The following is a 24,036-nucleotide window of genomic DNA, read 5'->3' on the forward strand; positions in this document are numbered from 1 at the left end:
ATTTTTCTCCAATAGTTGACTAAGCTTTCACTTTGACAGTGTCGTACAGTACTTGCCCACCCAGTTTACTTGCCAAGGCTTGTACCACTGGATGGGCATTTAAATGGTTAATTGCTGCTTGCAGAGCTTCTGCACGCTTACTCGCCGCGAATTCTTCTGCAGTAACGCCTTCGACCTCCGCTAGAGTATCGATAATTAGGGGTACCGGTGTTGCGAAGAAGCCAGATAGTTCACCTTGTATTTGCTCGTAGCGCGCTTGATTCAACATGTGTCCGTATTCTAACGGCACTTGTAGCTTGATACCCTGTTCTGACGCGCTGATTAAGCATGAGTTCATAACTATATTTTGGACCAATCCAGTCAATTTCAAGCGCGGCGCCACCAGCCACCACAAATTCATGGTCATATCTTTAAAGTGCGCAATCTCAGGTAAAGCCATCGCCAATGCTGGCTGCGCCACCGTATCAGGCTGTTTATCAATCAATGCAGGCTTTTCTGTGACCGCCTCAACTAGATTAGCGGTTGTTGCAAACGGATCTTCTGTTTCCGCAATTACACGCTCATCCGCGTCTTCATCACTCTCTTCATCTGTATCTAAGGCACTATCTTTTGAATCATGCAGCATTCTCGATAAGCGCTCACTAGGATCGATCGCAGCCACCTTAGTACGTTCCGGTGCAGGTTGTTCCACGGGTTGAGGGGCAGGTACTGATGCAATGTCTCCTGACGGTGCCTGATAATCGTCGTAATCCGGTAAAGAATCATCCCATGGTGGAACATCTTCATAGGACGGTGCTGCAGGGACACTTTGGCGTCCACCTGCATCGTCCTGAGCTTGAACAGCTAGGGTGACGCTAGGCTGAGAAGCAGGCGCAATACTGTGCGACGCTGTAGCCACTTCAGCTTTGACTTCTACTTGATCGCCTTCTACTGGGATAGAGCTAGCTGGCGTTAGTGTTTTTTTTTCTTCAAACACTGGCTCTGATGTAGAGGTAGCTGAAGCCGTTGACGCTGAAATAGGCTGGGCTGGCGCTGCATCGTAACATACCGTCAGAGTATTCACAGGACGAAACGCAATCAAACGCAACATCAGCATCTCAAAGCCGGATTTGATCGAGTAAGACAGAGGTAGGTCTCGGCGCCCAACCAACAAGCTTTGATACATCACCTGAATTTCTTCGGCAGACACAGTACGAGCTAATTGCTGGATTTGTGCTAAGTCACCAATTTGATCTTGCAGAACACCGGGAACTTGTTGTTCTACTGCCACGCGGTGAAGAGAATCCAACATAGCACCACAAATCGAAATGAAGTCCGGCTGATAATCCGCTATGGTATCGATTTTTGCTAAGGTCTGTGCGGCGTCTTTTGCCGCAACCGATTCCAGCAACGATAGAATTTGACTTTGATTCACCAAACCAAGCATGGATGTCACACCGGTTTCGGTGATTTGACCATCGCCAAAGGCAATCGCCTGATCGGTTAAACTTAGCGCATCACGCATACTGCCATTAGCGGCCTGACCGATTTGCCACAGGGCAGGCTGATCATAACTCACTTGCTCAGTCGTCAGAACTTTCTGCAGGTAATCCACCACTCGCTGAGCTGACATATTTTTTAGGTTGAACTGCAAACAGCGCGACAGAATTGTCACTGGCAATTTTTGCGGATCGGTCGTCGCCAATAAAAACTTCACATGCTCAGGCGGCTCCTCTAATGTTTTTAACAAGGCATTAAAAGAGTGCGTTGACAGCATATGCACCTCGTCTATGAGATACACTTTAAAGCGACCACGAGTCGGTGCGTATTGCACGTTCTCCAGTAATTCGCGGGTGTCTTCTACCTTGGTGCGAGACGCCGCATCGACTTCGATCAAATCAACAAAACGACCTTCCACAATCTCACGGCAACTATCACATTCACCACAAGGCTCAGGTGAAATGCCATTCACTTCACAGTTAAGACACTTAGCAAAGATTCGCGCAATGGTAGTTTTACCGACACCACGAGTCCCCGTAAACAAGTAGGCGTGATGCAAGCGCTGCTGGCGTAAAGCATTCACCAAAGCTTGTAATACGTGGTCTTGCCCTGCCATTTCAAGGAAAGTTTGGGGGCGCCATTTTCGTGCGAGTACTTGATAGCTCATGCAATCTAATCTGGTGATGATTGGGGCTGTAAAAACACAGCGCTGGGTTGTGTGACCTGAAATCATGCTTCCATGACGGCCAGATAATGCGCTGAATTTTAAGCTTTTTCAGCGAGAAAAGGAATGTGCAGGAAGAAATCTCTGCTTTTAACAAAAGCCTGCTATAGACCAACTATAGCAGGCTGCAAACAATTACTGACGATCAATGATCTTAAAGCCCGCCGGCACTTCAAAACGACTAGCACGCTCTGCCGTCATGTTAGCCGCTTTAACTTCCGACATAATCGTTAACACAGGCTTGCCATCTTCCATACCCATCCAAGACTTCGCGCCTTTCTCAGCCTGATCTGAAATGAAATCACCTGCCATACTTTGCAACGACCCTAATGGATCGGTGGCATCAAAGCCCGCCTTCTGCCTAGCTGTTTCAGGTTCTTGGCAAGTTTTGACATCAGCATACCATTCCAGCTTAGTTGATACTGGCTTTCCACCCACGACAGTCAGTTTGCGCAGCTCTTTTTCCTTACCAGCACTAAAGATGTCCATCACCTTAGCAAGGTTGGCATTGAAAAACTGCGCTAAAGGCGTTCCCGCAACCACCTGATTATAATATTTCTGGTCAAAATCATAAGCTGTTTTCAAAGCTTGATTTGTGGCTACATCAGCCATCCAATAATCCATGGTCACTATATGCTTATCTTGCTTACCACGATTATCTTCAGTCACTAACTCCCAGCGAGCCACATATTGGTCAGCGGTGAAACCGTTAATTTTTCTAGCGCGAGCCTTAGGCGTTACCGTGAAATCGTATTTTTTAACAGTAATTGGGCAGCTCTCTGAACCATTTGGATCATAGCTATCAGCCTCATCTTCCGAAGATTCCCCCAAACCAAGTTGCTCCAGCGGACTAAGAGAAGAACAGCCACTCAAAGGACATTCTAAATAGTTCTCGGCACCATAATTGACTTGCCAAATTAGATTTTTATCTAATCGAGTAATCTCAGATTGATGGCCATCCCCCATCAACTTGCCAGTGATCCAAGAGTCATATTCTGACTTTGATTCCACCGTACTTTTATCTGCCACCGTGTAACGCGTTTCCACTCGATTACCATCCGGTAAAAGATAGCCCCCAGTACGAATATTGGTTTGCACGACACTAACATCGATTTTCGGAGTATTATCGACGGCTTGACCAGCACATCCAGTTAGAGCAAAAGCAATCGCTGATAGGGTAAAAAGAGAAGCGTAATGTTTCACGAACAAAAATCCTTCTAAATAGTTTTCCAAAAAATGATCGCAGGAACAACCCCCACAACCTATGCCAGTCGCGAATGTTAGCCCTCTAACTTTGTAACATCAAGTAAACAAAAAAGGGCCAGCATGCGCTGACCCTTTTAAAAATTCTCACTAAGCCATTAGTTGGCTTTCTGACCCGCTTGACGCTGACGTTCACGCTCAAGCTCTTTTTCACGTCGGTGTTTTTCTACCGCATCCAACACTTCTGCGCCAATATGTGCTTCGCCACGTGATTTTGCTAGCTGAACTTGACGCTCACGCTCAACAAAACGACGACGTTGCTCTTCAGTGTATTTATCGAAACAGTGCGGGCAGCTTACGCCTTGTTCAAAGCGCTCGTCTTGCTTTTCTTCTTCGGTGATTGGCATACGGCAAGCGTGACACTGATCGTATTCACCTTTTTCAAGCTTGTGGTTTACCGATACACGGTTGTCGAACACGAAGCACTCACCTTTCCACATGGTCTCTTCTTCAGGCACTTCTTCCAAGTACTTCAGAATACCGCCTTCTAAGTGGTAAACCTCTTCAAAGCCTTGCTCTTTCAGGTAAGCTGTAGATTTTTCACAACGAATACCACCGGTACAGAACATAGCGACTTTCTTGTTCTTTTCAGGATCAAGATTTTCTTTCACGTACTGAGGGAATTCACGGAAGGTATCCGTTTTTGGGTTTACTGCATTCTCGAAAGTACCGATTTGGAATTCGTAGTCATTACGAGTATCGATCAACACAACATCCGGATCGGAGATCAACGCGTTCCAATCTTTTGGCTTAACATAAGTACCCACCACTTTACGTGGATCTACGCCTTCCACACCCATGGTTACGATTTCTTTCTTAAGCTTAACCTTAGTGCGGTAGAACGGCATCGTCTCGTCGTAAGACTCTTTGTAAACGATGTTTTCAAGACCAGGCTGCTGATCCAACCAAGCCAACATGGCATCAATGCCTTCACGACTGCCCGCAACCGTACCATTAATACCTTCACTTGCTAACAACAAGGTACCACGAATGCCGTTTTCTTCTAGGGTTAAACGAAGTGGCTCGCGCAGCGCTTCATAGTTATCAAGCTGAACAAATTTATACAGGGCACATACAACAACTTTTGACACGTCTTTCTCTCCTAATGCGATCTGGAACGTAAAACCAGAGCCTTTAATTGAAGGCGCGCATTATAGAGAAAAGACGCATCTTTTGCGAATTTTATTGATCCGGATCAACCGTATTTTGAATGCTATTATTGACACGAAACCAACCCGCAATACTATGCCGAGTCCGCTGAGCCGTCAGCACTTCATGGGGAAATTCTTCGCTCAAGAACACCGCCAAGCGCCCCTTCAGAGGGAAGTATCGGCCCAATTCAACGGTTTCATCACACTCATCAAACAAGACCAACTCACCACCGTCACCCTCTGCCCAGTTTTCATTCAGGTACAAAACGGTAGACAACACTCGATTACTTTTACCCTTAAAAGCATCAACATGTTTCTCATAAAAAGCGCCTTCCTCATAACGAGCAAAGTGTGCTTCATAGTCCCACAAACCTAAAAACAAACGACGATTAAACTCCAAGCGCAACTCGCTCATCGCGCTAAGAAAGGCACTACGAGCAGGGGTAATAGGATCAATCCAACGAATATAATCACTGCGACGATTAAGTGCCACCTGATGATCACTTGAACGCCCAACACCCGCCTGCTTCATGTAGCTATTGTCCAGTTCCGAGATATCCATCATCAAGGCGTCAACCATCTCATCAGAGAAGAAATCATCCGTAATACTCCAACCTTTTTCGCGAATATCGGACACAACCTTGTCGAATGGCGTCTGCGAAGTAAAGGGGATGATTGCACTCATAATGAAAACCTACTTGATCGTTGTAATGCGGCGAATGATACTGTAGCGTGCCCAGCGAAAACACTAACTTTTGACGATTTTCAGTAAATGTATCAACTACGTGACTATCAGCAAGAAGCGGTTGACGCTACCCTCGCACACTTTCGTAAAAGCGATGAGTCAGCCGTCATAGTGCTACCCACCGGAGCAGGCAAAAGCCTTGTGATTGCAGAATTGTGTCGTCTAGCACGCCATAAAGTTATTTGTCTTACTCATGTAAAAGAGCTCGTTGAGCAAAATCACCAAAAATTAAAGTCACTTGAATTAGACGCAGGCATTTACTCGGCGGGATTGGGCAGAAAAGACCTTAATCATAAAATCACATTTGCCAGTATTCAAAGTATTGCTCGCGGATTAGAGCATCACCACGAAGCCTTATCTTTGCTGATTATTGATGAATGTCACCGCATCCCCCAAGAGCAAGCGGGGCAATACCACCAGGTCATTGAGCATTTCAGATTACTTAACCCCAACTTAAAAGTGCTGGGATTAACCGCAACACCGTATCGCTTGGATAGTGGCTGGATTTATCACAAACACTATTGGGGGTTCGCCCGCGAAACCGAGAAGCCGTTTTTCAGCCAATGTATATATGAATTGCCACTGCGCCGACTGGTGAAATCAGGCTATCTAACCGAACCCAAGGTATTCGATGCAGCCATTGCTCATTACGACTTCGACCAACTGCTGGGCAATGAATACGATGATGCTAACCGCCCTATCGAGCAACAGCTAAATGAATTAGTCAGCAAGCACCCGCGCGTCACAAAAGCAATCTGCGAGCAAATTATTGAACTCTCAACGCAACGTAAAGGCGTGATGATTTTTGCCAGCACAGTCGAACACGCGAAGGAAATTCTAAGCTATTTGCCTACCAGTGAAGCCGCTGTAGTAACGGGCGATAGCTCATTAAAAGAGCGCGATCATATTATTACCGAGTTCAAAGCGCAGCGACTAAAATATCTAGTCAATGTCTCGGTCCTAACCACTGGTTTTGATGCCCCTCATGTGGATGTCATCGCCCTACTTCGCCCAACCGAATCTATCAGTCTATTTCAACAAATGGTCGGTCGCGGTTTAAGACTCTCCCCAGATAAGCAGGACTGCTTGATTCTGGACTACACCAACAGTGGCTATGATATCTTTCAACCAGAGATAGGCACAAAGAGGCCCAATCCAAATTGCCAGTTAGTACAAATCGAATGCCCACAGTGTGAACATCAAAACTTGTTCTGGGGGATCAAATCCGCCGATGGCTCGATCCGAGAGCACTATGGCCGTCGCTGCCAAGGACTTGTGGAGACACTAGATGGCGAATACCAATGCGACTATCGCTTTGTATTTAAGCGTTGCCCACATTGCAACGAAGAAAATGACATCGCTGCCCGACACTGCCAGCAATGCCATGAGCGCCTGATCGACCCTGATGACATTTTGAAAAAAGCTCTCAATTTAAAGGGGCACAAGGTCATCCGCTGCCAAGCTATCTCCATTACTGTTACGGGTAATAAAGTGCAGGTTACTTATCATGATGAAGACGGCGATGAGCTAAAACAGCGCTTCAACTTTGATTTCAAAAAAGATCGGCAACGTTTTAATGAAGAATTTTCTCGACGCCTTGGTGGCGGCAGCACGCCTGTTGAGTTTGATAAAGCAGAGCAAGTGACAGCCTTTGCCGCGCATTTCCCGCATCCAGATTTTGTGATCGCAGAGCAAGACAAGCAAAACTGGCAAGTCACCCAGCTACTCTTTGATTATCAAGGCCCTTACCGCAAAGCTAACGAGCTTATCTGAAGCATTCACCTCAAGCCCTAGCTGCATTTTCAAACGACACTTTAAAAGGTAGGTTGAGCGTTTCCAGCCTTTGCAGCACAGCAGACGACGTGAAAGATTTCGCAGGAAGACACTCCATGAACACCAACCAATAGTTAGCCGTCATGTTTTCAGAAAAAATTAATGCCGTCTTAGCATCGACACCCACAGCCTCAAAACGCTTAGCAATTCCCTGTTTAATGGAAGCCATCTGCTGAGAGTGAAATCCCCCATTCAGTACACTATCCACCAGAATCACACGAGTAAATTCATCGTACTGTTCATAAAATGGAAATAAGGTTGTAACGATTTGAGAGAGGTATTCAGTGGGAGAGGTTGTAGGAGGATGAAGGCCGACACTAGCACTCAACGTTTCGTCTAGGGCATCAAAATAGATTTCTTTGACGAGATCTAGCTTATCTTGAAAATGAACAAAGAAGGTACCAACCGCCACCCCAGCTAGGCGACTAATTTCTCGCGTCGTTGTTACTTCAACACCCTGCTCAAAAAACGCCTGCTTAGCAACCTGTTTGATTTTAGCGCGTGTATTTGCTTTTTGCTGGACTCTACGACTCACACCCATTCACTCCTTGACTTCATCATCGATGAGTCTATCGAAAAGAGCGTCTAGGGTGAACAAAAAAACATCAATTACGTAACACTAAACCATCGGGTATAGGTTGCAACCGCTTCCTGAGCTCACCTAAGAATCCCTGAATGCGCTCTGCATTATTACCATGATCAGACTCACCTGAGCGCGAGCTGGAACGCATATCGACAACTACTTTATCGCGCTGCTGTGTAATACGGATAACAATGTCGTTACGTAGACCAAAAATTGGCGTTCGAGCAGTTGCTTCAATCACACCCGCACTTGGGTACTGCGCTACCACATCCCAGCCACGCTGATTCACCAAAGCAGCCGCTTCGATGTAGGTTTCTTTAAAGGAATTGGTAACTTCTAAGGGCTTCACTTTCGGATAGTATTTCTTTTGCACTGGCACCCATGCAAAATCATAAGTTAGGTCATGCTCAGAGGCTTTGCGCAAAAAGGCCACATTGATGAAAACAGGAGGGTTATTGAGATCGGTCGAGATGTCATATAAATCTGGCAAACGAGACTTTTGCATAAAAAGCGCCAGCCACATGACGCTATAGATAAATGAGACGACACAAACAAGCCAAAAGAAGCGACGACCACCCGCACTACACTCTTTGCGGCACACATAGAGAGCCACCAGAGTTAAAATGGTCAATGCCAAGGCAGAAAAAACAGTTTTGCGCAACATATCAAAGGCGGCGATCGGCTCAATAAAACCAACACGAACACCGGCTATAGCAATAAACGCCACACACCCAATTAGCATCATCAAAATGTACAGCACGGGCGAAATGTAACGACTCATAGTTCACTCATTAAAAACATCACATCGCTTACCTTAGCGTGAGCGGGTACAGCTTGATAGTGCGTTACAAAGCCTTCTACAGTGATTCCACCAAATTTGCATATTTTGCGTAAAGCAGGCTGATTTTTAATAGAAAAATACATAAAAAATCGTCAGAATCCCTAGTCAACCACACTATAAACCTGTTATCAGTATCACTACATATAAAGCCATGATTACATTGAAACACCCGCCTCACTGCGTTGATCACCTCAGAGAATTTGCAAAAGAAGGTAGCCGCAGAGAGTTTATCGCCCGTGGTGCCAACGCAGAACGTTGCCCATCCTGCTTGATGGCCACTTTTGCTTGTTTCTGTGATCAACGAAAAACCATGCAGAGCCCACTTCATTTCACTCTGCTCTATCACTGTACAGAGATACACAAGCCGACTAATAGTGGTCGCCTTATCGCCGACCTATTTCCACAGCAAACCGACGCTTATCTGTGGTCACGCACTGCTCCCAACGACCTGCTTTTAGAGCGTTTAAAGTCATTTTCTGGCAATAACATCATCCTTTTCCCCAGCACCGAAAAACGTGAGAACGCTGGCACACACCTGCACGACCTTCCACCCTTAGATTTAGATACACCGTTGAATGTGATCGTTTTGGATGCCACTTGGCGTTTGGCTAGCAAGATGCTGCATCAAAGTCGCTGGCTTGATGACTTCTCTACCTTCGCCATTAACGAAGAGGCTATCCGCTCTTTTAAGGTAAGGCATGCTAAACACGATAATCAATTTGCCACCGCTGAAGTGGTCGCCATGCTGCTAGCCCAAGCCAATGCTATACAACAAAGCCAAGCGTTAGCGCACTATTATCACGTATTCAACAATCACAGCATGTGGAGTCGACACAGGCAAAAGACGCTTACCCCAGCCTAGTCGCGGCAAAGATTCCAAAGAAACAATAAAACTGCAAAAGCTTTAGAATCACCTAAACTAAGGGAACATCTGCATCAGGTCAGATTGTAGTCCTCAGTTTGTTAGGTGAAGCACTATGTTAAAAGCATTTATCTCTTTTCACATTCAGCTGGCACTATCAGTACTCATGCCAAGCTGGTATCAACGAGACTTTTTCGACGACCAAAAACCCTCGAAGCATGCCCATTACAGACGCTTTAGCAAACACTATCGAGCCAAGCGGCGCCTAGTTCGTACCCTCTGGACCGGCACAGGGTTCTTGATACTGGCATTTCCAAGCCCACCTATCTTGGTGGGTGGCGTACTATTCAGTACATGCCTCTCTTTCGCCATTTTAGATGAAAGCGAATAAGGACTCTATTTTAGGGTCTTAGCAATAAAGCCACTTGGCCATTTTCGCAAAACTGCAAGGCTTGCTTCTTCTTACGTCCCACCAGTACGGCATCACTGTCTAGAAACAGAAAGGCCTTCCAGCTACGCGCAAAGCCCCCCCATGTGGTTTCAATAACAAAGTCTGCATGGCAACAGAAATACACCTTGGTGTCGTCCCCCCAATTCGCACAATGAGTCAAAACACCTTCAGGCAGCTTAAGCTCATCCGACTCCCATACTGACTCCCAGTCATCTTCCCCTGTCTTACCGGTTTTTACCCACATATCTTTACTGAACAAATCGGGATATAGAAAAGCATCCGAAATGTAATCACGCCAGATGTTCGCACCGGCGGATTCGGTCATTAATAAAATAGCGGCACGATCTTCCTGCGTTACAAAGGGCTCTTCTCGACGAAAGACCCACTCTTTACCACTATCCGCTAATGATCGATATTGAGACATACAACCTCTATTGTTGAAAAAAAGTAACCTAATTCGTGAAAAAGCATCGTTTGAAGAATAAAACTCAAACAACTAACCTACAAATGTAGTAATAAAACTACATTTTCAAAAAATCACTCATGGAGACTGACTATGTACACTTCCGAAGATGTTAACACAGCCGCACTATACAACCTGCACTACACAGGCGCTGCAAAGAAAACGAAAGACTCTCAAGAGCAATACGAAGCCTTGCTAAACAATTGGGGCTTTGCAACTAAAAACGCTTCCGAGATTGCCCTAAGTAAGAAAATTTCAACTTTTGCCAAAAAAGTACTTAGCGCACTCAAATCCAGTTATAACATGATGACTGCATCACCATTATTAGCCAAACAACAGAGCGCTAACGCCCACATTTCCAGCCACTAAGGTTGAGCCAACTCACAATTTGCAATAACTCAGTAATTGGGAAGAAAAAAAATAACATCCCTCCCTTTCTCTTATCGCTCTCGCTACAATCATTTCGCACCAACACATCCACCTTAAAGGAGTTGTCATGCGCTTTAGCTACCAAGCTATTTTATTCGATTGTGACGGCGTAATAGTAGACACCGAAACACTTTCTTCTAATATTCTACAACGTATGCTTGCCGAGCAGGGACTTCACCTTGACGAGCACACCTTGCATACACAATTTGCCGGACACACTAACCAAGAAAATTTAGCCCTTGCCGAGTCAATGCTCGGAAAAGCATTACCCGCAAACTTTGCCAGTCAATTCCGAGATGAGTTTCAACGCAGCATCAAGACTTCACTGCAACCTATTCCAGGTGTCACTGAGCTGCTAAGCGCCATTCAATGCCCTATCGCGATGGCAACTAATGCTCAACGCGAAGAACTTGAACTTAAACTTGAACTGATTCAGCTGTCGGATGTGTTTCACACCCGCTTTGCTGTGGACGATGTAAAGCAAGGGAAACCCGCTCCCGATCTCTATTTAAAAGCCGCCTCAGCACTTGGTGTGGCACCGCAAGACTGCATTGTTATAGAAGATTCCTTAGCGGGGATCAGGGCAGGTGTTGCCGCTGGAGCAACCGTATTGGCTTACAGCGCGGTTTTCACCGCACAAGCACAACTTGATGCAGGAGCAACTCTGACATTTAACAGTATGCCAGAGTTAATGACATTACTTGGACTCAAGTGACATAAGCTGCTTAAGCAAGCTACGCGGCAGGTCTTTGATCGTCAGTTCACCTGTATCGGCATTGAACTGAATGCTCTCACCCAATAAATCCGTATCAAAACTCAGCGTTAGGGATCGGTTTGATCCTGACGCTCGCGTTAGCTTTTTAAGTGCTGCTTTTTCGACAAAAATTTCTTTTTCTACTTGAAAGGCATCGGACTCAGCCAGCTCAAGAAACTTACTTGCCTGCTCCGGTGAAAATCGCGTTTCAATTTGACGAGCAATTTCTGACAACTCTAATGGCTCTCGCTCTTCCGCTTTTTCAAGGCATTGCTCAGCCACAGCACGCTTAAAGTCGTTGGCAGCTTTAGATGGTAGGGACTGAGACTGACAAAAAGCCGATGCTGCTTCGACCAACTTGCGAGTTTCTTTGGCTGCCACTTTCGGCTCATCACAACCAATAAACTGTGTGAAATATTCACTTTCCCATTTGGGCGCCTTGCCAAATCGAAACGCTATATAACGGGTGTCATCACGGTCATGGTAAGCCGACAAGTTAACGCGCAAAGCCATGTGCAACTTATCTGTTTCCAATTGATGAACTTGAGCAAAGCTTAAATCTTCGCCTAACGTAATTCCGGCTTTGCGTTTAAGGAGCACAATAAATAAAAAGTGCGAGCCACCTAATTCATAATGGTTAAACCACAACAAGCCACCTTCCGCCTCATTAACAGGCTCAAGATAACGCACGTATTCAGCCGCACAAGCTTTAGTAAACGCAGCAAAGTCATCAAACGCCTCACCATTGAAGTGCTTGTGCAGTAAAGCAGGCAACTTACTACCGTCATCGCTCCCTTCTGGATTAGAAAATTGTCCTGTATTCATACCAGAACGATTAAAAAGGTGTGTCACCTTGGCAGCCAATTGTTCGGCTTCAGCGTCAATCGGATTTTCATTGGGACGCGCTACTAAGAGCGCTTTGGACTCCCCTTCCGCTTTTTGAACTTCATGGACAATTAAATTGACAATAGACACTAGCGACCTCTTACTATTAGTATGATTGGTTTGTGACACTTCTTATGCCGTAATGGACACAGCTATAATCATCGATATGACAAAACCAACGAAGACAAAGGCACAAACTCGAAAGGAAATTGAGTCTCAAATCGAAAGCTTCATTCGCCAGCAAGGTGAAATACAGCAAGTCGAAATGGGTGCTTCCGGTTTACAAGATGGCAAGTATAACACGAGCCACATGGGGTTTATCGAGCCTAAAAAAGAACGTACGCCGCTTAATCATGTGGTTGCCGCTATACAGCAACGAAAGTCTGAGAAATCCCCCGCCACAGCGTTACCCGCAAACAAACCAAGAAAACCGAAAAAGAAAGTTATCTACGACGATTTTGGTGATCCTATTCGCTACGTTTGGGAAGATTAAGGAAAGTCCCTGTAAGCTTTTCTCGACTTTTGCTCCGGCTCCTAAGTTCCACTACCATAAGGAAAAATCACTTACAGGAGAAAGCAAAATGTCCATCAAATATCTTCACGCTATGATCCGCACGACAGACCCAGAAGCTAGCCATGAATTCTACACCGATGGCCTCGGTCTGGTACAAACACGCCGTTATGACAGCGAGCAGGGCCAATTTTCTTTGATTTACTACGCTACAGAACCTGGCGCACCCGAAGTGGAACTTACCCATAACTGGGATGATCGCACCTACTCTGGCGGAGATCAGTTCGGTCATTTAGCTTTTGAAGTCGAAAACATCTACGACGTTTGTCAAAATTTGCAGAATATGGGCATCACCATACTGCGCCCACCGCGCGATGGTCACATGGCATTTATTAAAGATCCTAATGGCATTTCCATTGAGCTACTACAAAAGGATGGCTCATTAGAACCTCAAGAACCTTGGGCATCTATGGCTAATACCGGCTCTTGGTAACATTTGTTAACAAAACTTTAAGTTTGGTAACAAAGATTTGAAGTTTATTGGCCTCTGCTAAATTGATTTACATAAAGACAAGGATGTTTCTGCCACTATATTTGTATAGCCAACGGAAATACGGAATAGCACAATGATTCTAAAATCAATTGCCCGAAATAGCATGATCTTGCTTGGTGTTGCTGTGACACCTTTTAGCTTCGCCAATCAACCCCTGTATGACGCACAGCCATTGATGCCTAATATTGCAGATGAAGACAAAGATGGTGTCATTAATATTCGAGATTTTTGCCCCCAAACAGCTCAGGGAGCGAAAGTGGATAATGATGGCTGCCCTAGCAAGTCAACACATTTGCAGTCTATTAATCTTGAAGTTCTGTTTGATACTGGCAAGTTTGACGTTAAACCCATTTACTATTCAGAAATTCAGAAACTGGCTGACTTCATGAATGCCAACCCAAATACGACTGTTGTTATTGAAGGCCATACGGATAACGTTGGTGATGATGAATCAAACATCGAGCTTTCAAGAAACCGTGCAAATGCTATCGCGGTAGTCGTGATTCGACAGTTTGGAATTGATCGTAATCGCATACGCGGTATTGGTTACGGCGAGTCCCGCCCTATAGCAACCAATGACACGCCAATAGGCCGAGAGAAAAATCGACGCGTGGTGGCAGAAGTCTATAGCGAGCAAACCATGCAAACCAAGCGCTGGAATATTTACAGTGTTGATAACATGGGCATGGAGCCAGAGCTTGCACCAAACAGTGCATTCAACGGAAGCTACTAAAGCCTTAAACGTACCCACTACACCTCTATCTCTATAAAGCCAAAAAGGGTGAGCACTGAGTGCCCACCCTTTTCTTTTTCACATAAAAGCCAGTTTATAGCTATTTGCTTTCGCCATGGTGAACCATGTCTTCCACCACTTCTTGTTCTTCGTGTAGATCATTAGTTTGATCAGCGTGCGGCAGAATCAAGTTTAGGAAGATCGCCACTAGACCACATAAACTCACGCCTTGTAGATGCCAGCCAGAAGAGCCAAGTGTCATACCACCAATACCAAACACCAAGGTCACCGCTACAATCACTAGGTTACGCTGAACACCTAAGTCAACACGTGACTTAATCAGGATATTCATACCCACACCAGCAATCGAACCGAACAGCAGGATCATGATGCCGCCCATTACCGGACTTGGAATGGTTTGTAGCATGGTGCCAAATTTTCCGATAAAGGCTAAGGCAATAGCAAATACTGCTGCCCACGTCATCACCACAGGGTTGAAAGCTTTGGTCAGCATGACCGCACCAGTTACTTCAGAGTAAGTCGTGTTTGGTGGGCCGCCGAACAAAGACGCTGCTGACGTCGCTAAACCATCACCTAGCAAGGTGCGATGTAGACCAGGCTTTTGCACGTAGTCTTTACCCGTAATCGAGCCAATCGCTAGTACGTCACCCACATGCTCAATCGCTGGCGCAATCGCAACCGGTAACATAAACAAAATCGCTGCTAGATGAAACTCAGGCATGATAAACGCAGGCACACTCAACCAACCTGCTTGTTGTACGTTAGTGAAATCGACAATGCCCATAAATAAGGACACGACATAGCCAACCACCACACCCGCGATAATTGGCACAAGTCGGAAGACACCTTTCGCATAAGTAGCAACCAGCAAGGTGGTCAGCAATGCTGGCATAGACACTAAGATGGCATCTGCATAAGGGAACAACTGCACAGAGCCATCACCCGCTTTACCTAATGCCATGTTTACGGCAACGGGCGCCAAACCCAGACCAATTACCATAATGATCGGCCCCGTTACAACGGGTGGCAATAGACGATGCAGGAAGCCAGGGCCACGAATTGCCACTAGAATGGATAGCAAAACGTACACTAGACCCGCACAAAACAAAGCTCCCATGGTCGCGGCTTGTCCCCAAGTTTCCACCGCAAAAATGATCGGGGCAATGAAGGCAAACGACGAGCCCAAGAAGACTGGCATACTACGTTTCGTACACAGTTGGAAAATTAACGTCCCTAAACCTGCGGTGAACAATGCCACACTTGGATTTAGACCCGTAATCAAAGGAACTAAGACCAAAGCCCCAAATGCTACGAATAGCATTTGCGCCCCAGCTAAAGCCAGACGCCAGCCCGCAAGCATGTTGTCCTGTTGAGTAGTAGAAGTTGGTGTTGTCATGTGAAGGGAACCAAGACTAATGATTGAATACTAAATTATTATTTAGTGCCGAAGATCTTATCGCCCGCATCGCCTAGACCCGGCACGATATAACCTTGTTCATTCAAGTGGCTATCAATTGACGCGGTGTAAATGTCTACGTCAGGATGTGCTTCTTGCACTTTTTTGATGCCTTCCGGTGCAGCCACCAAGACCAATGCACGAATGCTGTCACAACCGTTTTTCTTCAAAAGATCGATGGTTGCGATCAATGAACCGCCTGTCGCCAACATGGGATCCACCACCAGCGACATACGCTGATCAATATCGCTCGCCAGCTTGTCGAAGTAAGGCACTGGTTCGAGTGTTTCTTCATCGCGGTAAATACCCACCACACTGATACGAGCACTGGGAATCAGCTCAAGCACACCATCCAACATGCCTAAACCCGCACGAAGAATGGGCACGACAGTGATCTTTTTACCACTAATACGCTGGCAAGTAGTTGGACCACACCAGCCATCTTGCTCGTATTCTTCAAGTTCAAGATCTTTCGTTGCTTCATAAGTCAGCAGATTACCCACTTCTGACGCCAACAAACGAAAACCACGCGTACTCATTTTCTGATTACGCATTAAGCCAATCTTATGTTGAACTAGGGGGTGGCGAATTTCATAAACGCTCATGGAAACCTCTTAAATAGCATTGATCTTGACTAAACGGTCATTTTCGCACATTACCCCGTTTGAGGCGATATGAGATGGCCCAGTTTTTGCGTAGTTAGCTCTAGAAAGCATGAAAAAATTGTGCCAAATAAAAAAGGCGCTTGTGTTACCAAGCGCCTTGCTAGCAATAATAGCCATTAGTGCTGCATAAAACCGTAGGCACCATCCATCATATGGCCGTCTTGGCCTTTGGCTTTCCAGTGCACTTGATACGTATCTGGCTCAAGCTTTGGCAAATTGATCGTGAACTCTTGCATTGCTTCACCTCCACGTTTGTACTTAAGCGCAACAGGTTTACCATCAGAGCCAACCAACTTTACATTCATCACTTGCATGGGCTGAGTAAAATGAAGCGATAGATGCTCCACTGGCGCCATCATCATAGCGCCGTCTTCAGGGTAAGTTGAGTGCATCATGCTGCCCATGCCATCGTGGTTCATCGAAACATCCGGCATTGAACCGTGATCCATTTCACCATGCTCCATACCTCGACCTGAGTTATCCGCCATCGCGCCGGCAGAGACAGCAATGGCTACTGCGGCTAAAGTAAGTTTCACTGCTTTCATGATTCCTTCTCCTATTGAAGTTCACTTAAATTCAAAGTGGACGCAGACAACCACTGCATCCGGTTGTCTGTCACACTTTGGCAAGTTCAAAGCGTTTCCATAAATAGTACACCGCGGGGAGCACCACTAAGGTCAGCACCACCGCACTGATCATGCCGCCCACCATTGGGGCCGCAATACGACTCATCACTTCAGAACCTGTACCGGTGGCAAATAGAATCGGCAACAGACCAATAATGATCGACGCAGAGGTCATCATAACGGGACGCACTCGTAAGCCCGCGCCATGCATCACCGCGTCAAGCAAACGCTCTTGGCGTTGCTCTTTGGTTAAGTTAGCGGCTTGCTCTTTAAAGGTCTGCCACTCTTGGTTGAGGTAAACCAACATGATGACACCGATCTCAACCGCCACCCCAGCTAGAGCAATAAAGCCCACACCGGCCGCCACCGAGAAATTGAAGTTCAGTAGATACATCAACCAAACACTACCGACCATGGCAAACGGCAAAGTAGCCATGATGATGGCGACTTCCATCGGCGAACGGAAATTGAGGTATAGCAGCACCAAGATAATGGCAATAGTGAGTGGCACCACATAGGTTAGCTTCTCTTTCGCCCGCTCCATGTATTCGTACTGCCCAGACCAATTCAGCGAATAGCCCGCTGGCAAATCCACTTCCTTAGCCACCACTTCTTTGGCATGTTCCACATAACGCCCTAAGTCCATGCCGTCGATGTCGATGAAGGTCCATCCATTTAAGCGTGCGTTCTCACTCTTAATCCCTGGCGGTCCATCTTCTAGATAGACATTGGCCACATCGCCTAATGCAATACGCTGACCACTAGGCGTAACGATTGGCAACAAGGACAATTGCTCCGGCGAGTCACGGTATGACTGCGGGTAACGAATATTGATTGGGTAACGCTCAAGGCCTTCCACCGTGGTGGAAACATTCATACCCCCCACCGCCAAAGCCACCAGCTGCTGCACTTCTTGAATATTAAGGCCGTAGCGAGCGGCTTTAGCACGTTGAATATCGACCTTAATATAACGACCACCTGCTACGCGCTCAGAGTAGACCGAAGCTGTGCCTTCAACCTTACTCAGTACCCGTTCAAGCTGCTGACCAATTCCCTGAATGACGGCCAAATCAGGCCCCGCCACCTTGATACCTACCGGTGTTTTAATACCGGTTGCCAGCATATCGATACGGGTCTTAATCGGCATTACCCAAGCATTGGTGACACCCGGCACCTTAACCAGCCGATCCAGCTCTTGCTTCAGGGACTCGGTAGTCACGCCATCGCGCCACTCAGACTTAGGCTTTAGCTGAATAAAGGTTTCAATCATGGTCAGCGGTGCGGGATCGGTCGCGGTTTCCGCACGCCCTACTTTACCGAAGACCGTCTCAACCTCTGGCACGGAGGCAATCAGCTTATTGGTTTGTTGCAAGGTTTGACGCGCCTGACCAATGGAGATCCCTGGGTAAGTCGTCGGCATGTACATCAAGTCGCCTTCGTCTAGATTCGGGATAAACTCACTGCCCAATTTATCCAACGGCCACATACCGATGGCAAACACACCAACCGCAACCACTATGGTCATTTTGGGGTAATGCAAGGCTCGTTTCAGCACCGGTAAATACAACGCCGTTAAACTACGGTTGATTGGGTTTTTATGCTCAGGGAGCACCTTACCACGCACAAAGTAACCCATCAGCACGGGCACCAAGGTTATCGCCAACGCCGCCGAAGCCGCCATGGCATAGGTTTTGGTGTAGGCCAAGGGGCCAAACATGCGTCCTTCTTGGGACTCCAAGGTAAACACCGGCACAAAACTGACAGTGATGATCAGCAAGCTGAAGAACAGCGCAGGCCCCACTTCCGAAGCGGCTTTGGCCACCACTTGCCAACGGTTTTCCTTGGTCAGTGGCGTTTTCTCAATATGTTTGTGCAGGTTTTCGATCATCACGATCGCGCCATCAATCATGGCACCAATGGCGATGGCGATCCCGCCCAAGGACATGATGTTGGCATTGATGCCTTGCCAGTGCATAACAATAAAAGCAGCTAGGATGCCAACCGGAAGACTGATGATCGCGACCAAAGAGGAACGCACATGGAACAAAAACAGCACACACACTAAAGCCACGACAATGAACTCTTCGATCAGTTTTGACCAAAGGTTGTCCACGGCACTGTCGATCAAGCCGGAGCGGTCGTACACCGTCACCACTTCTACACCGTCAGGCAAGCTGCTTTTCAGGGTCTCAAGTTTGGCTTTCACCCCATTAATGGTTTGTTGCGCGTTCTCACCAAAACGCATCACCACCACACCACCGACCGTTTCCCCTTCACCGTTTAGCTCGGCAACACCCCGGCGCATCTGTGGGCCTTTGACGATATCGGCCACATCTTTTAGCAAAATCGGCACACCGCTATCATTCGCCCCTAACGGAATGTTTTCTAAGTCTTCAACGCTTTGGATATAACCCGAGGTGCGCACCATGTACTCGGCTTCAGCCATCTCAATGACAGAGGCACCCACTTCTTGGTTGCCGCGCTCAATCGCCATTTTGATCAGGCTAAGCGGCATATTAAACGCGCGTAGCTTTTCTGGATTCACCTGTACTTGATACTGTTTCACCATACCGCCCACTGGCGCCACTTCTGACACCCCCGGCACGGTCTGCAGCTCGTATTTCAAGAACCAGTCCTGTAATGAGCGCAGTTCGCTCAAGTCATGCTGGCCCGTGCGATCGACCAGTGCATACAAATACACCCAGCCTACACCGGTTGCATCTGGGCCCAACTGTGGACGCGCATTGCTGGGCAGCGACGGCGCTACTTGGCTCAAATACTCCAACACACGGCTTCGCGCCCAGTACATATCGGTATCTTCATCGAAGATCACGTAGACATAGGAATCACCAAAAAAGGAAAAGCCTCGTACGGTTTGCGCCCCAGGTACGGACAACATGGCTGTCGTCAGCGGATAGGTCACTTGATCCTCGACCACTTGCGGCGCTTGGCCTGGGTAACTGGTTTTGACAATCACCTGCACATCGGACAAATCAGGGATCGCATCCACCGGTGTATTCTTCACCGAATACAGCCCTAGCCCGACTAAAATAAGCGTGGCCAACAACACCAAAAAGCGATTATTAATGGACCAATAAATAATGCTATGAATCATAATCGCTCCTTATTGATCATCCGTTTCCAGAAAATCGCTCACCACATAACGGGGGCTACTTTCACGGATAATTTCCAGCTGTAGATCGACATCAAGCGGCAAAGCCTCTAGGTCTAGCCACTCAGCGGCATAGAAATCCATAGTCATTTTTGGCCAATTCCATTCAGCAATCGCAGCGTGATTGACGTTCAACTTGCCATTGCCTGGATCAATGCTGTTTACGCTGGCCTTGACCCAAACATTTTCTGGTGGGGCGGCAGCGGCTTCTGAAGACATCTCCTTATCAGACATATCCTCAGCGCTGGTCATACGTTTAAAGTCTGATGTCTTGCTAGATTCAGAGTCCAACAGAAATTGTGCCGACGTCACCACCTGATCTCCGACCTGAAGACCCGATAGGATTTCTGCCTGCTTATCTGAAAAAGCGCCGACTTCCACGGCGATGGATTTAAAACGTCCGTCCCCTAATGCCAACACCACGCGGTTCTGTTTCGCGCCACGAATCACCGCTTCTTTTGGCACCAGTAGCGTTTCGCCCTGACGTTTGGCATCAATATCAATGTGCGCAAACATTTTCGGCTTCAAACGGCCATCGGGATTGTCCAAGCGCACTCGCACTTTTAAGGTACGGGTATTGGGATCAAGGGTGGGATAGATAAAGTCCACCTGACTCTGGAAGCGCTCACCGGGCAAGAAATCTAATTCAGCACTGACCGATTGCCCCACCTTGACCCAGCTGGCTTGACGTTCAAACACTTCCGCTTCGAGCCAGAGCTCAGACAGATCGGCAATCGACATCAGTGTTTTCGCAGGCGTCACGTAGAAACCATCTTGAATCGACAGATTATCCACCACCCCAGAACGCGGTGCGAAAAAGCGAACGGTTTGTGACACTTGGCGTGTTTTCTTTAAGCGATCAATAAAGCTCTGCGGCACTTGCAGTGCCTGTAGGCGTTCTTCACCGGCCTTGATCATGCGCGCATCTTTACGCCCTAGGGCAAACACAAACTCTTCTTGAGCATTTACCAAGGTTGGCGAGTACAAATCAAACAAGGGCGCGCCCTGCTCAACCTTGTCACCATTAGTTTTGATAAAGCTTTTCTCAATCCAACCATCAACACGTGGGTGAACATGCACAATTTGCTCTTCGTTATAGCCCAAATAGCCCACGGTACGAATATGGGTACTTAACTGGCCACGCTCGGCAACGCCCGTGCGCACACCGAGATTGTTCACCACTTCAGAGGCAACACTGACTGTCCCTGCGCCCATTTTTTCACCGCCTTCATCCCCATAGAATGGAATCAAATCCATGCCCATGGGCGATTTACCCGGTTCATCACGACGATAATTAGGGTCCATCGGCGCGACCCAGTACAAAGGCTGCTTTTCGGTGCTGCTCGCCGAACTTGACGACGCTTGCGAAGTGCTAGGCAGCCAGCCCATTTGCAAAGCACCGTAGGTTAAAGCGCCACCCAACACCAAAGTGCCGACATAGGCTAATCCTTTCATAGTTGCTCTCCTTTTAAATGGGCTTCACTCTGGCTGGCTAATAGATAATGCAGCTCGGCTGCCTGCTTGCTTTGCTCCACTTGGATGCCTAATAACTCGACTTGAGCGTTAAGCTCGGCAATGCGTGCTTGGACGATATCAACAAAACGGCCATCGTTTCGGGTATAAGCGTTCAGCGCTGCTTCACTGCTGGCGTGGTACTGTGGCAACAATTTCGACTGATAGAGGTTTTCTCGATTTTTGAGCTGCATCCAATTGCTCATCAGCGCTTGATAACGGGCTTTCAGCTCGTTCAGTAACAGCTCTTTGTCCGACAACAAGGCTTCGGCCTGTAAACGAGCCGCAGACACTTCTGCATCCTGACGTACGCTGGAAAAAATAGGTAAGCTGACACTGACTGCTAACGACGCTAAGTCTGCTCGATCGTTGCCATTAGGCGCATCGCCACGATAGCCATAGCCCAGTGTCACCCCCCATTGGGGTTTGTACTTTTGCTCGGCCAGCAACTGATCCAGTTGTGCACTATCACTGCGCGCATCCAGCAACTTCACTAACGGGTGATTGGTTAGACAGGTGGTTAGCGACTGAGACATTTGCTCCGGCACAATCACCAAGGCATCCAACGCCGACTGCTGATTGGCAATGGTCAACTGCGTTGAAAATTGCTCTGGAAGGTACTGTTTAAGCTGATTCACAGCGTTATCTCTAGCTTGGGCTAGCTCAATTAAACGCTGATCTAATTTGCTCAATTCAAGCTCAGCACGCACCAGATCTTGCTGTCGGGCGGAGCCATAGGAAGAGCGATAGTTGCTCACCACCGCATCGTTTAATTGCTCAAACAGCGGCTTACTTTGCTCAACAATAGCTAACGCTCGCTGATAGTAATACGACGTCAGCCACAAACGTGTGACGTCTTTTTCCACTAAGGCAATGCGATTGGCGCGCTGCCATTGGGCTTGCTTAGCTTTAACGCGATACTGATTGCTATTGATTTTCAAGGTATCGCCAGCAGGAAACATTTGCGTGACCTGCACGCTCATTTGCGTCATGGCTTCTTGCTCAAAATCAAACGTGTCGGTTGGCATATTCAGTAAACCGAGCGTAATTTTGGGATCAGGCAATGCCGTGGCCCCTTGGCTTAAAGCCATAGAAGCTTGCTGCTGTTTGCTGTTGGAGGCGAGCCAAGCATCTTGTTTAATCGCTTGTTCAACCGCTTGCGCTAGGGTCAAGGGTTCAGCGTAAGCAGAGCTCGCCAACGCCAATAGACTCAGTGCCGCGCAGGCACGAAGTGCAGTCGTCTTTAATTGGAACATTATGTTTGCTCATAAAAATCTAGCTAAATAGACATGCATGAAGACAAAGCTTCATACATCACATTAGGAATCTAGAGTTTTAAGCAATCGGAGGGATATAGGGCGTATTCGGCACACCAGACAAGGTCATGGGGGCGATAAAATCGCGCTGCTCAACCTGCAGTGCAATGGAAATAAAATGATAAGGTGTCGCCAAGACAGGTAAGGTACTGCAGTGTGCTTGAGTACACCCCTGATGATCGTGGTCGTTATCACTCATCTGGCAAGTCGAAGCATTGTCACTGTGGCAATGTTTATGCGCTTGACTGTCCGCGTGTACCATTTGCATAGCACTCACCGACGACTGACTAGGCAACATCTCCAGCGTCATTTTTAGGGACGCTAGACCCGAAAACACTAACGATACAAGCAATAGCAACAGGCATAAATACCCTTGCTTAGTATTGACTTGGTTAGTTAAGTGCAGTCGTTGCATTGCTCTATAAATCACTATGTATTGAAATAACGCACTGAAGTTAATAGAGATTTCTCCTGAAAGCAAACGCTTTCATATCTCAGATATAACTTTTATCGCTTTCTCTATAAAAAGCATGTCCAAGCATTTGAGGACAGGACAGACATTACAAGAAAAGCGCATTGATTCATGCGCTTTTCAAGTCTGAAGGCTGGCTAAGTCAGTGCACTTCGATGGTGTGCTGAGGACACAAATGTGGCGCCCATAACTGCATCGCTTCTAACAGTCTTTCCTTTTCGAACCCCACCAGCTTTGATGCCTCTAAAATATCCAAATACTGCGTATCTGAATCCTGCAATGGGGATTGACCAGACGCACGCAGCAAATCTGCTTTGTTAAAATAGCGCCCTTCTTTAAACTCCGCGACACGAATATTGTTACCTGCAAACACTTCCGAATAGATAGACATGACCAACCTCCTTAGCGATTTTAGGAAAGCTCAGTGGCTTACAAGTAAGTTATACACCAGTTAATTATGACAATATGTTACAAGCGTCTAAAAATTGATCTATTTAGAAGGCTTGGTGATTCATGTCTTACTTGGCATAAATCTT

Annotated in this window: 24 protein-coding genes; 8 read left to right on the top strand and 16 right to left on the bottom strand. The window is 47.0% G+C overall.

The window, feature by feature from the left end; translation table 11 throughout:
* Positions 1-19: 19 nt before the first annotated feature.
* From dnaX to ASC49_RS09380, 4 genes are all read right to left on the bottom strand, one after another.
* Complete coding sequence (dnaX, locus tag ASC49_RS09365; protein ID WP_055463130.1) at positions 20-2,146, bottom strand: DNA polymerase III subunit gamma/tau; 2,127 nt, start codon at positions 2,144-2,146, stop codon at positions 20-22.
* 192 nt (positions 2,147-2,338) lie between these two features.
* Positions 2,339-3,406 carry a hypothetical protein gene (locus ASC49_RS09370; protein WP_055462986.1) on the bottom strand — a complete coding sequence of 356 codons (1,068 nt, stop codon included), beginning with the start codon at positions 3,404-3,406 and terminating at the stop codon, positions 2,339-2,341.
* A gap of 158 nt (positions 3,407-3,564) precedes the next feature.
* Positions 3,565-4,557 carry an oxygen-dependent tRNA uridine(34) hydroxylase TrhO gene (gene trhO, locus ASC49_RS09375; protein WP_055462987.1) on the bottom strand — a complete coding sequence of 331 codons (993 nt, stop codon included), beginning with the start codon at positions 4,555-4,557 and terminating at the stop codon, positions 3,565-3,567.
* A gap of 91 nt (positions 4,558-4,648) precedes the next feature.
* Positions 4,649-5,302, bottom strand: coding sequence for a 2OG-Fe(II) oxygenase (locus ASC49_RS09380; protein ID WP_055462988.1), 654 nt, complete (start codon positions 5,300-5,302; stop codon positions 4,649-4,651).
* Positions 5,303-5,389: 87 nt separating this feature from the next.
* Here ASC49_RS09380 and ASC49_RS09385 point away from each other — a divergent pair, with 87 nt between their 5' ends.
* The gene (locus ASC49_RS09385; protein WP_055462989.1) at positions 5,390-7,135 is read left to right on the top strand and encodes a DEAD/DEAH box helicase; all 1,746 of its coding nucleotides are present in this window, start codon (positions 5,390-5,392) and stop codon (positions 7,133-7,135) included.
* 10 nt (positions 7,136-7,145) lie between these two features.
* On the opposite strand, the gene ASC49_RS09390 is transcribed toward ASC49_RS09385, so the two are convergent.
* Together ASC49_RS09390 and ASC49_RS09395 are read right to left on the bottom strand one after the other, a co-directional pair.
* The gene (locus tag ASC49_RS09390; RefSeq protein WP_055463131.1) at positions 7,146-7,730 is read right to left on the bottom strand and encodes a TetR/AcrR family transcriptional regulator; all 585 of its coding nucleotides are present in this window, start codon (positions 7,728-7,730) and stop codon (positions 7,146-7,148) included.
* A gap of 70 nt (positions 7,731-7,800) precedes the next feature.
* Positions 7,801-8,559, bottom strand: coding sequence for a DUF1499 domain-containing protein (locus ASC49_RS09395; RefSeq protein WP_055462990.1), 759 nt, complete (start codon positions 8,557-8,559; stop codon positions 7,801-7,803).
* A 211-nt stretch (positions 8,560-8,770) separates the two neighbouring features.
* On the opposite strand from ASC49_RS09395, the gene ASC49_RS09400 reads away from it, so the two are divergent.
* Both ASC49_RS09400 and ASC49_RS09405 read left to right on the top strand, forming a co-directional pair.
* Positions 8,771-9,481 carry a tRNA-uridine aminocarboxypropyltransferase gene (locus ASC49_RS09400; protein WP_055462991.1) on the top strand — a complete coding sequence of 237 codons (711 nt, stop codon included), beginning with the start codon at positions 8,771-8,773 and terminating at the stop codon, positions 9,479-9,481.
* Between the two features lie 115 nt (positions 9,482-9,596).
* Positions 9,597-9,872 (top strand): hypothetical protein, encoded by a 276-nt coding sequence (locus ASC49_RS09405; protein ID WP_055462992.1) that lies wholly within the window; start codon positions 9,597-9,599, stop codon positions 9,870-9,872.
* A 10-nt stretch (positions 9,873-9,882) separates the two neighbouring features.
* Here the strand turns inward: ASC49_RS09405 and ASC49_RS09410 are convergent, their stop codons facing one another.
* Entirely contained in the window at positions 9,883-10,356 is a 474-nt protein-coding gene (locus ASC49_RS09410) for a DUF2947 family protein (protein WP_055462993.1), read from the bottom strand.
* A gap of 132 nt (positions 10,357-10,488) precedes the next feature.
* On the opposite strand from ASC49_RS09410, the gene ASC49_RS09415 reads away from it, so the two are divergent.
* Together ASC49_RS09415 and ASC49_RS09420 are read left to right on the top strand one after the other, a co-directional pair.
* On the top strand, positions 10,489-10,764 hold the full coding sequence (locus ASC49_RS09415) for a hypothetical protein (protein WP_055462994.1): 276 nt from the start codon (positions 10,489-10,491) through the stop codon (positions 10,762-10,764).
* A gap of 127 nt (positions 10,765-10,891) precedes the next feature.
* Entirely contained in the window at positions 10,892-11,539 is a 648-nt protein-coding gene (locus ASC49_RS09420; RefSeq protein WP_055462995.1) for an HAD family hydrolase, read from the top strand.
* Here ASC49_RS09420 and ASC49_RS09425 read toward each other — a convergent pair.
* Positions 11,522-12,553, bottom strand: a complete 1,032-nt coding sequence (locus tag ASC49_RS09425) for a nucleoid-associated protein (RefSeq protein ID WP_055462996.1) — start codon at positions 12,551-12,553, stop codon at positions 11,522-11,524. The genes ASC49_RS09420 and ASC49_RS09425 overlap by 18 nt on opposite strands.
* Positions 12,554-12,629: 76 nt before the next feature.
* Between ASC49_RS09425 and ASC49_RS09430 the strand changes: the two genes are divergently transcribed.
* From ASC49_RS09430 to ASC49_RS09440, 3 genes are all read left to right on the top strand, one after another.
* A complete protein-coding gene (locus ASC49_RS09430) occupies positions 12,630-12,956 on the top strand; it encodes a hypothetical protein (RefSeq protein ID WP_055463132.1) in 327 nt (108 codons plus the stop codon).
* Between the two features lie 88 nt (positions 12,957-13,044).
* Positions 13,045-13,467, top strand: a complete 423-nt coding sequence (locus tag ASC49_RS09435; protein WP_055462997.1) for a VOC family protein — start codon at positions 13,045-13,047, stop codon at positions 13,465-13,467.
* A 133-nt stretch (positions 13,468-13,600) separates the two neighbouring features.
* Complete coding sequence (locus ASC49_RS09440) at positions 13,601-14,260, top strand: OmpA family protein (protein ID WP_055462998.1); 660 nt, start codon at positions 13,601-13,603, stop codon at positions 14,258-14,260.
* A 100-nt stretch (positions 14,261-14,360) separates the two neighbouring features.
* Here the strand turns inward: ASC49_RS09440 and ASC49_RS09445 are convergent, their stop codons facing one another.
* The 8 genes from ASC49_RS09445 to ASC49_RS09480 form a co-directional block, all read right to left on the bottom strand.
* On the bottom strand, positions 14,361-15,677 hold the full coding sequence (locus ASC49_RS09445) for a uracil-xanthine permease family protein (protein ID WP_055462999.1): 1,317 nt from the start codon (positions 15,675-15,677) through the stop codon (positions 14,361-14,363).
* Positions 15,678-15,715: 38 nt separating this feature from the next.
* Positions 15,716-16,342 (bottom strand): uracil phosphoribosyltransferase, encoded by a 627-nt coding sequence (gene upp, locus ASC49_RS09450; RefSeq protein ID WP_055463000.1) that lies wholly within the window; start codon positions 16,340-16,342, stop codon positions 15,716-15,718.
* 176 nt (positions 16,343-16,518) lie between these two features.
* Positions 16,519-16,947: a copper resistance CopC family protein gene (locus tag ASC49_RS09455; protein ID WP_245624679.1), complete on the bottom strand. Its 429-nt coding sequence runs from the start codon at positions 16,945-16,947 to the stop codon at positions 16,519-16,521.
* Positions 16,948-17,017: 70 nt separating this feature from the next.
* Positions 17,018-20,143, bottom strand: coding sequence for an efflux RND transporter permease subunit (locus tag ASC49_RS09460; RefSeq protein WP_055463001.1), 3,126 nt, complete (start codon positions 20,141-20,143; stop codon positions 17,018-17,020).
* Between the two features lie 9 nt (positions 20,144-20,152).
* Positions 20,153-21,655 carry an efflux RND transporter periplasmic adaptor subunit gene (locus ASC49_RS09465; protein WP_055463002.1) on the bottom strand — a complete coding sequence of 501 codons (1,503 nt, stop codon included), beginning with the start codon at positions 21,653-21,655 and terminating at the stop codon, positions 20,153-20,155.
* On the bottom strand, positions 21,652-22,968 hold the full coding sequence (locus ASC49_RS09470; RefSeq protein ID WP_055463003.1) for a TolC family protein: 1,317 nt from the start codon (positions 22,966-22,968) through the stop codon (positions 21,652-21,654). The genes ASC49_RS09465 and ASC49_RS09470 overlap by 4 nt, the downstream gene beginning before the upstream one ends.
* Before the next feature lie 79 nt (positions 22,969-23,047).
* Entirely contained in the window at positions 23,048-23,443 is a 396-nt protein-coding gene (locus tag ASC49_RS09475) for a hypothetical protein (protein WP_055463004.1), read from the bottom strand.
* 199 nt (positions 23,444-23,642) lie between these two features.
* Positions 23,643-23,891: a hypothetical protein gene (locus ASC49_RS09480; protein WP_055463005.1), complete on the bottom strand. Its 249-nt coding sequence runs from the start codon at positions 23,889-23,891 to the stop codon at positions 23,643-23,645.
* Between the last annotated feature and the right edge of the window lie 145 nt (positions 23,892-24,036).

The sequence above is a fragment of the Marinomonas fungiae genome (assembly GCF_001418205.1).
Lineage (GTDB): Bacteria > Pseudomonadota > Gammaproteobacteria > Pseudomonadales > Marinomonadaceae > Marinomonas > Marinomonas fungiae.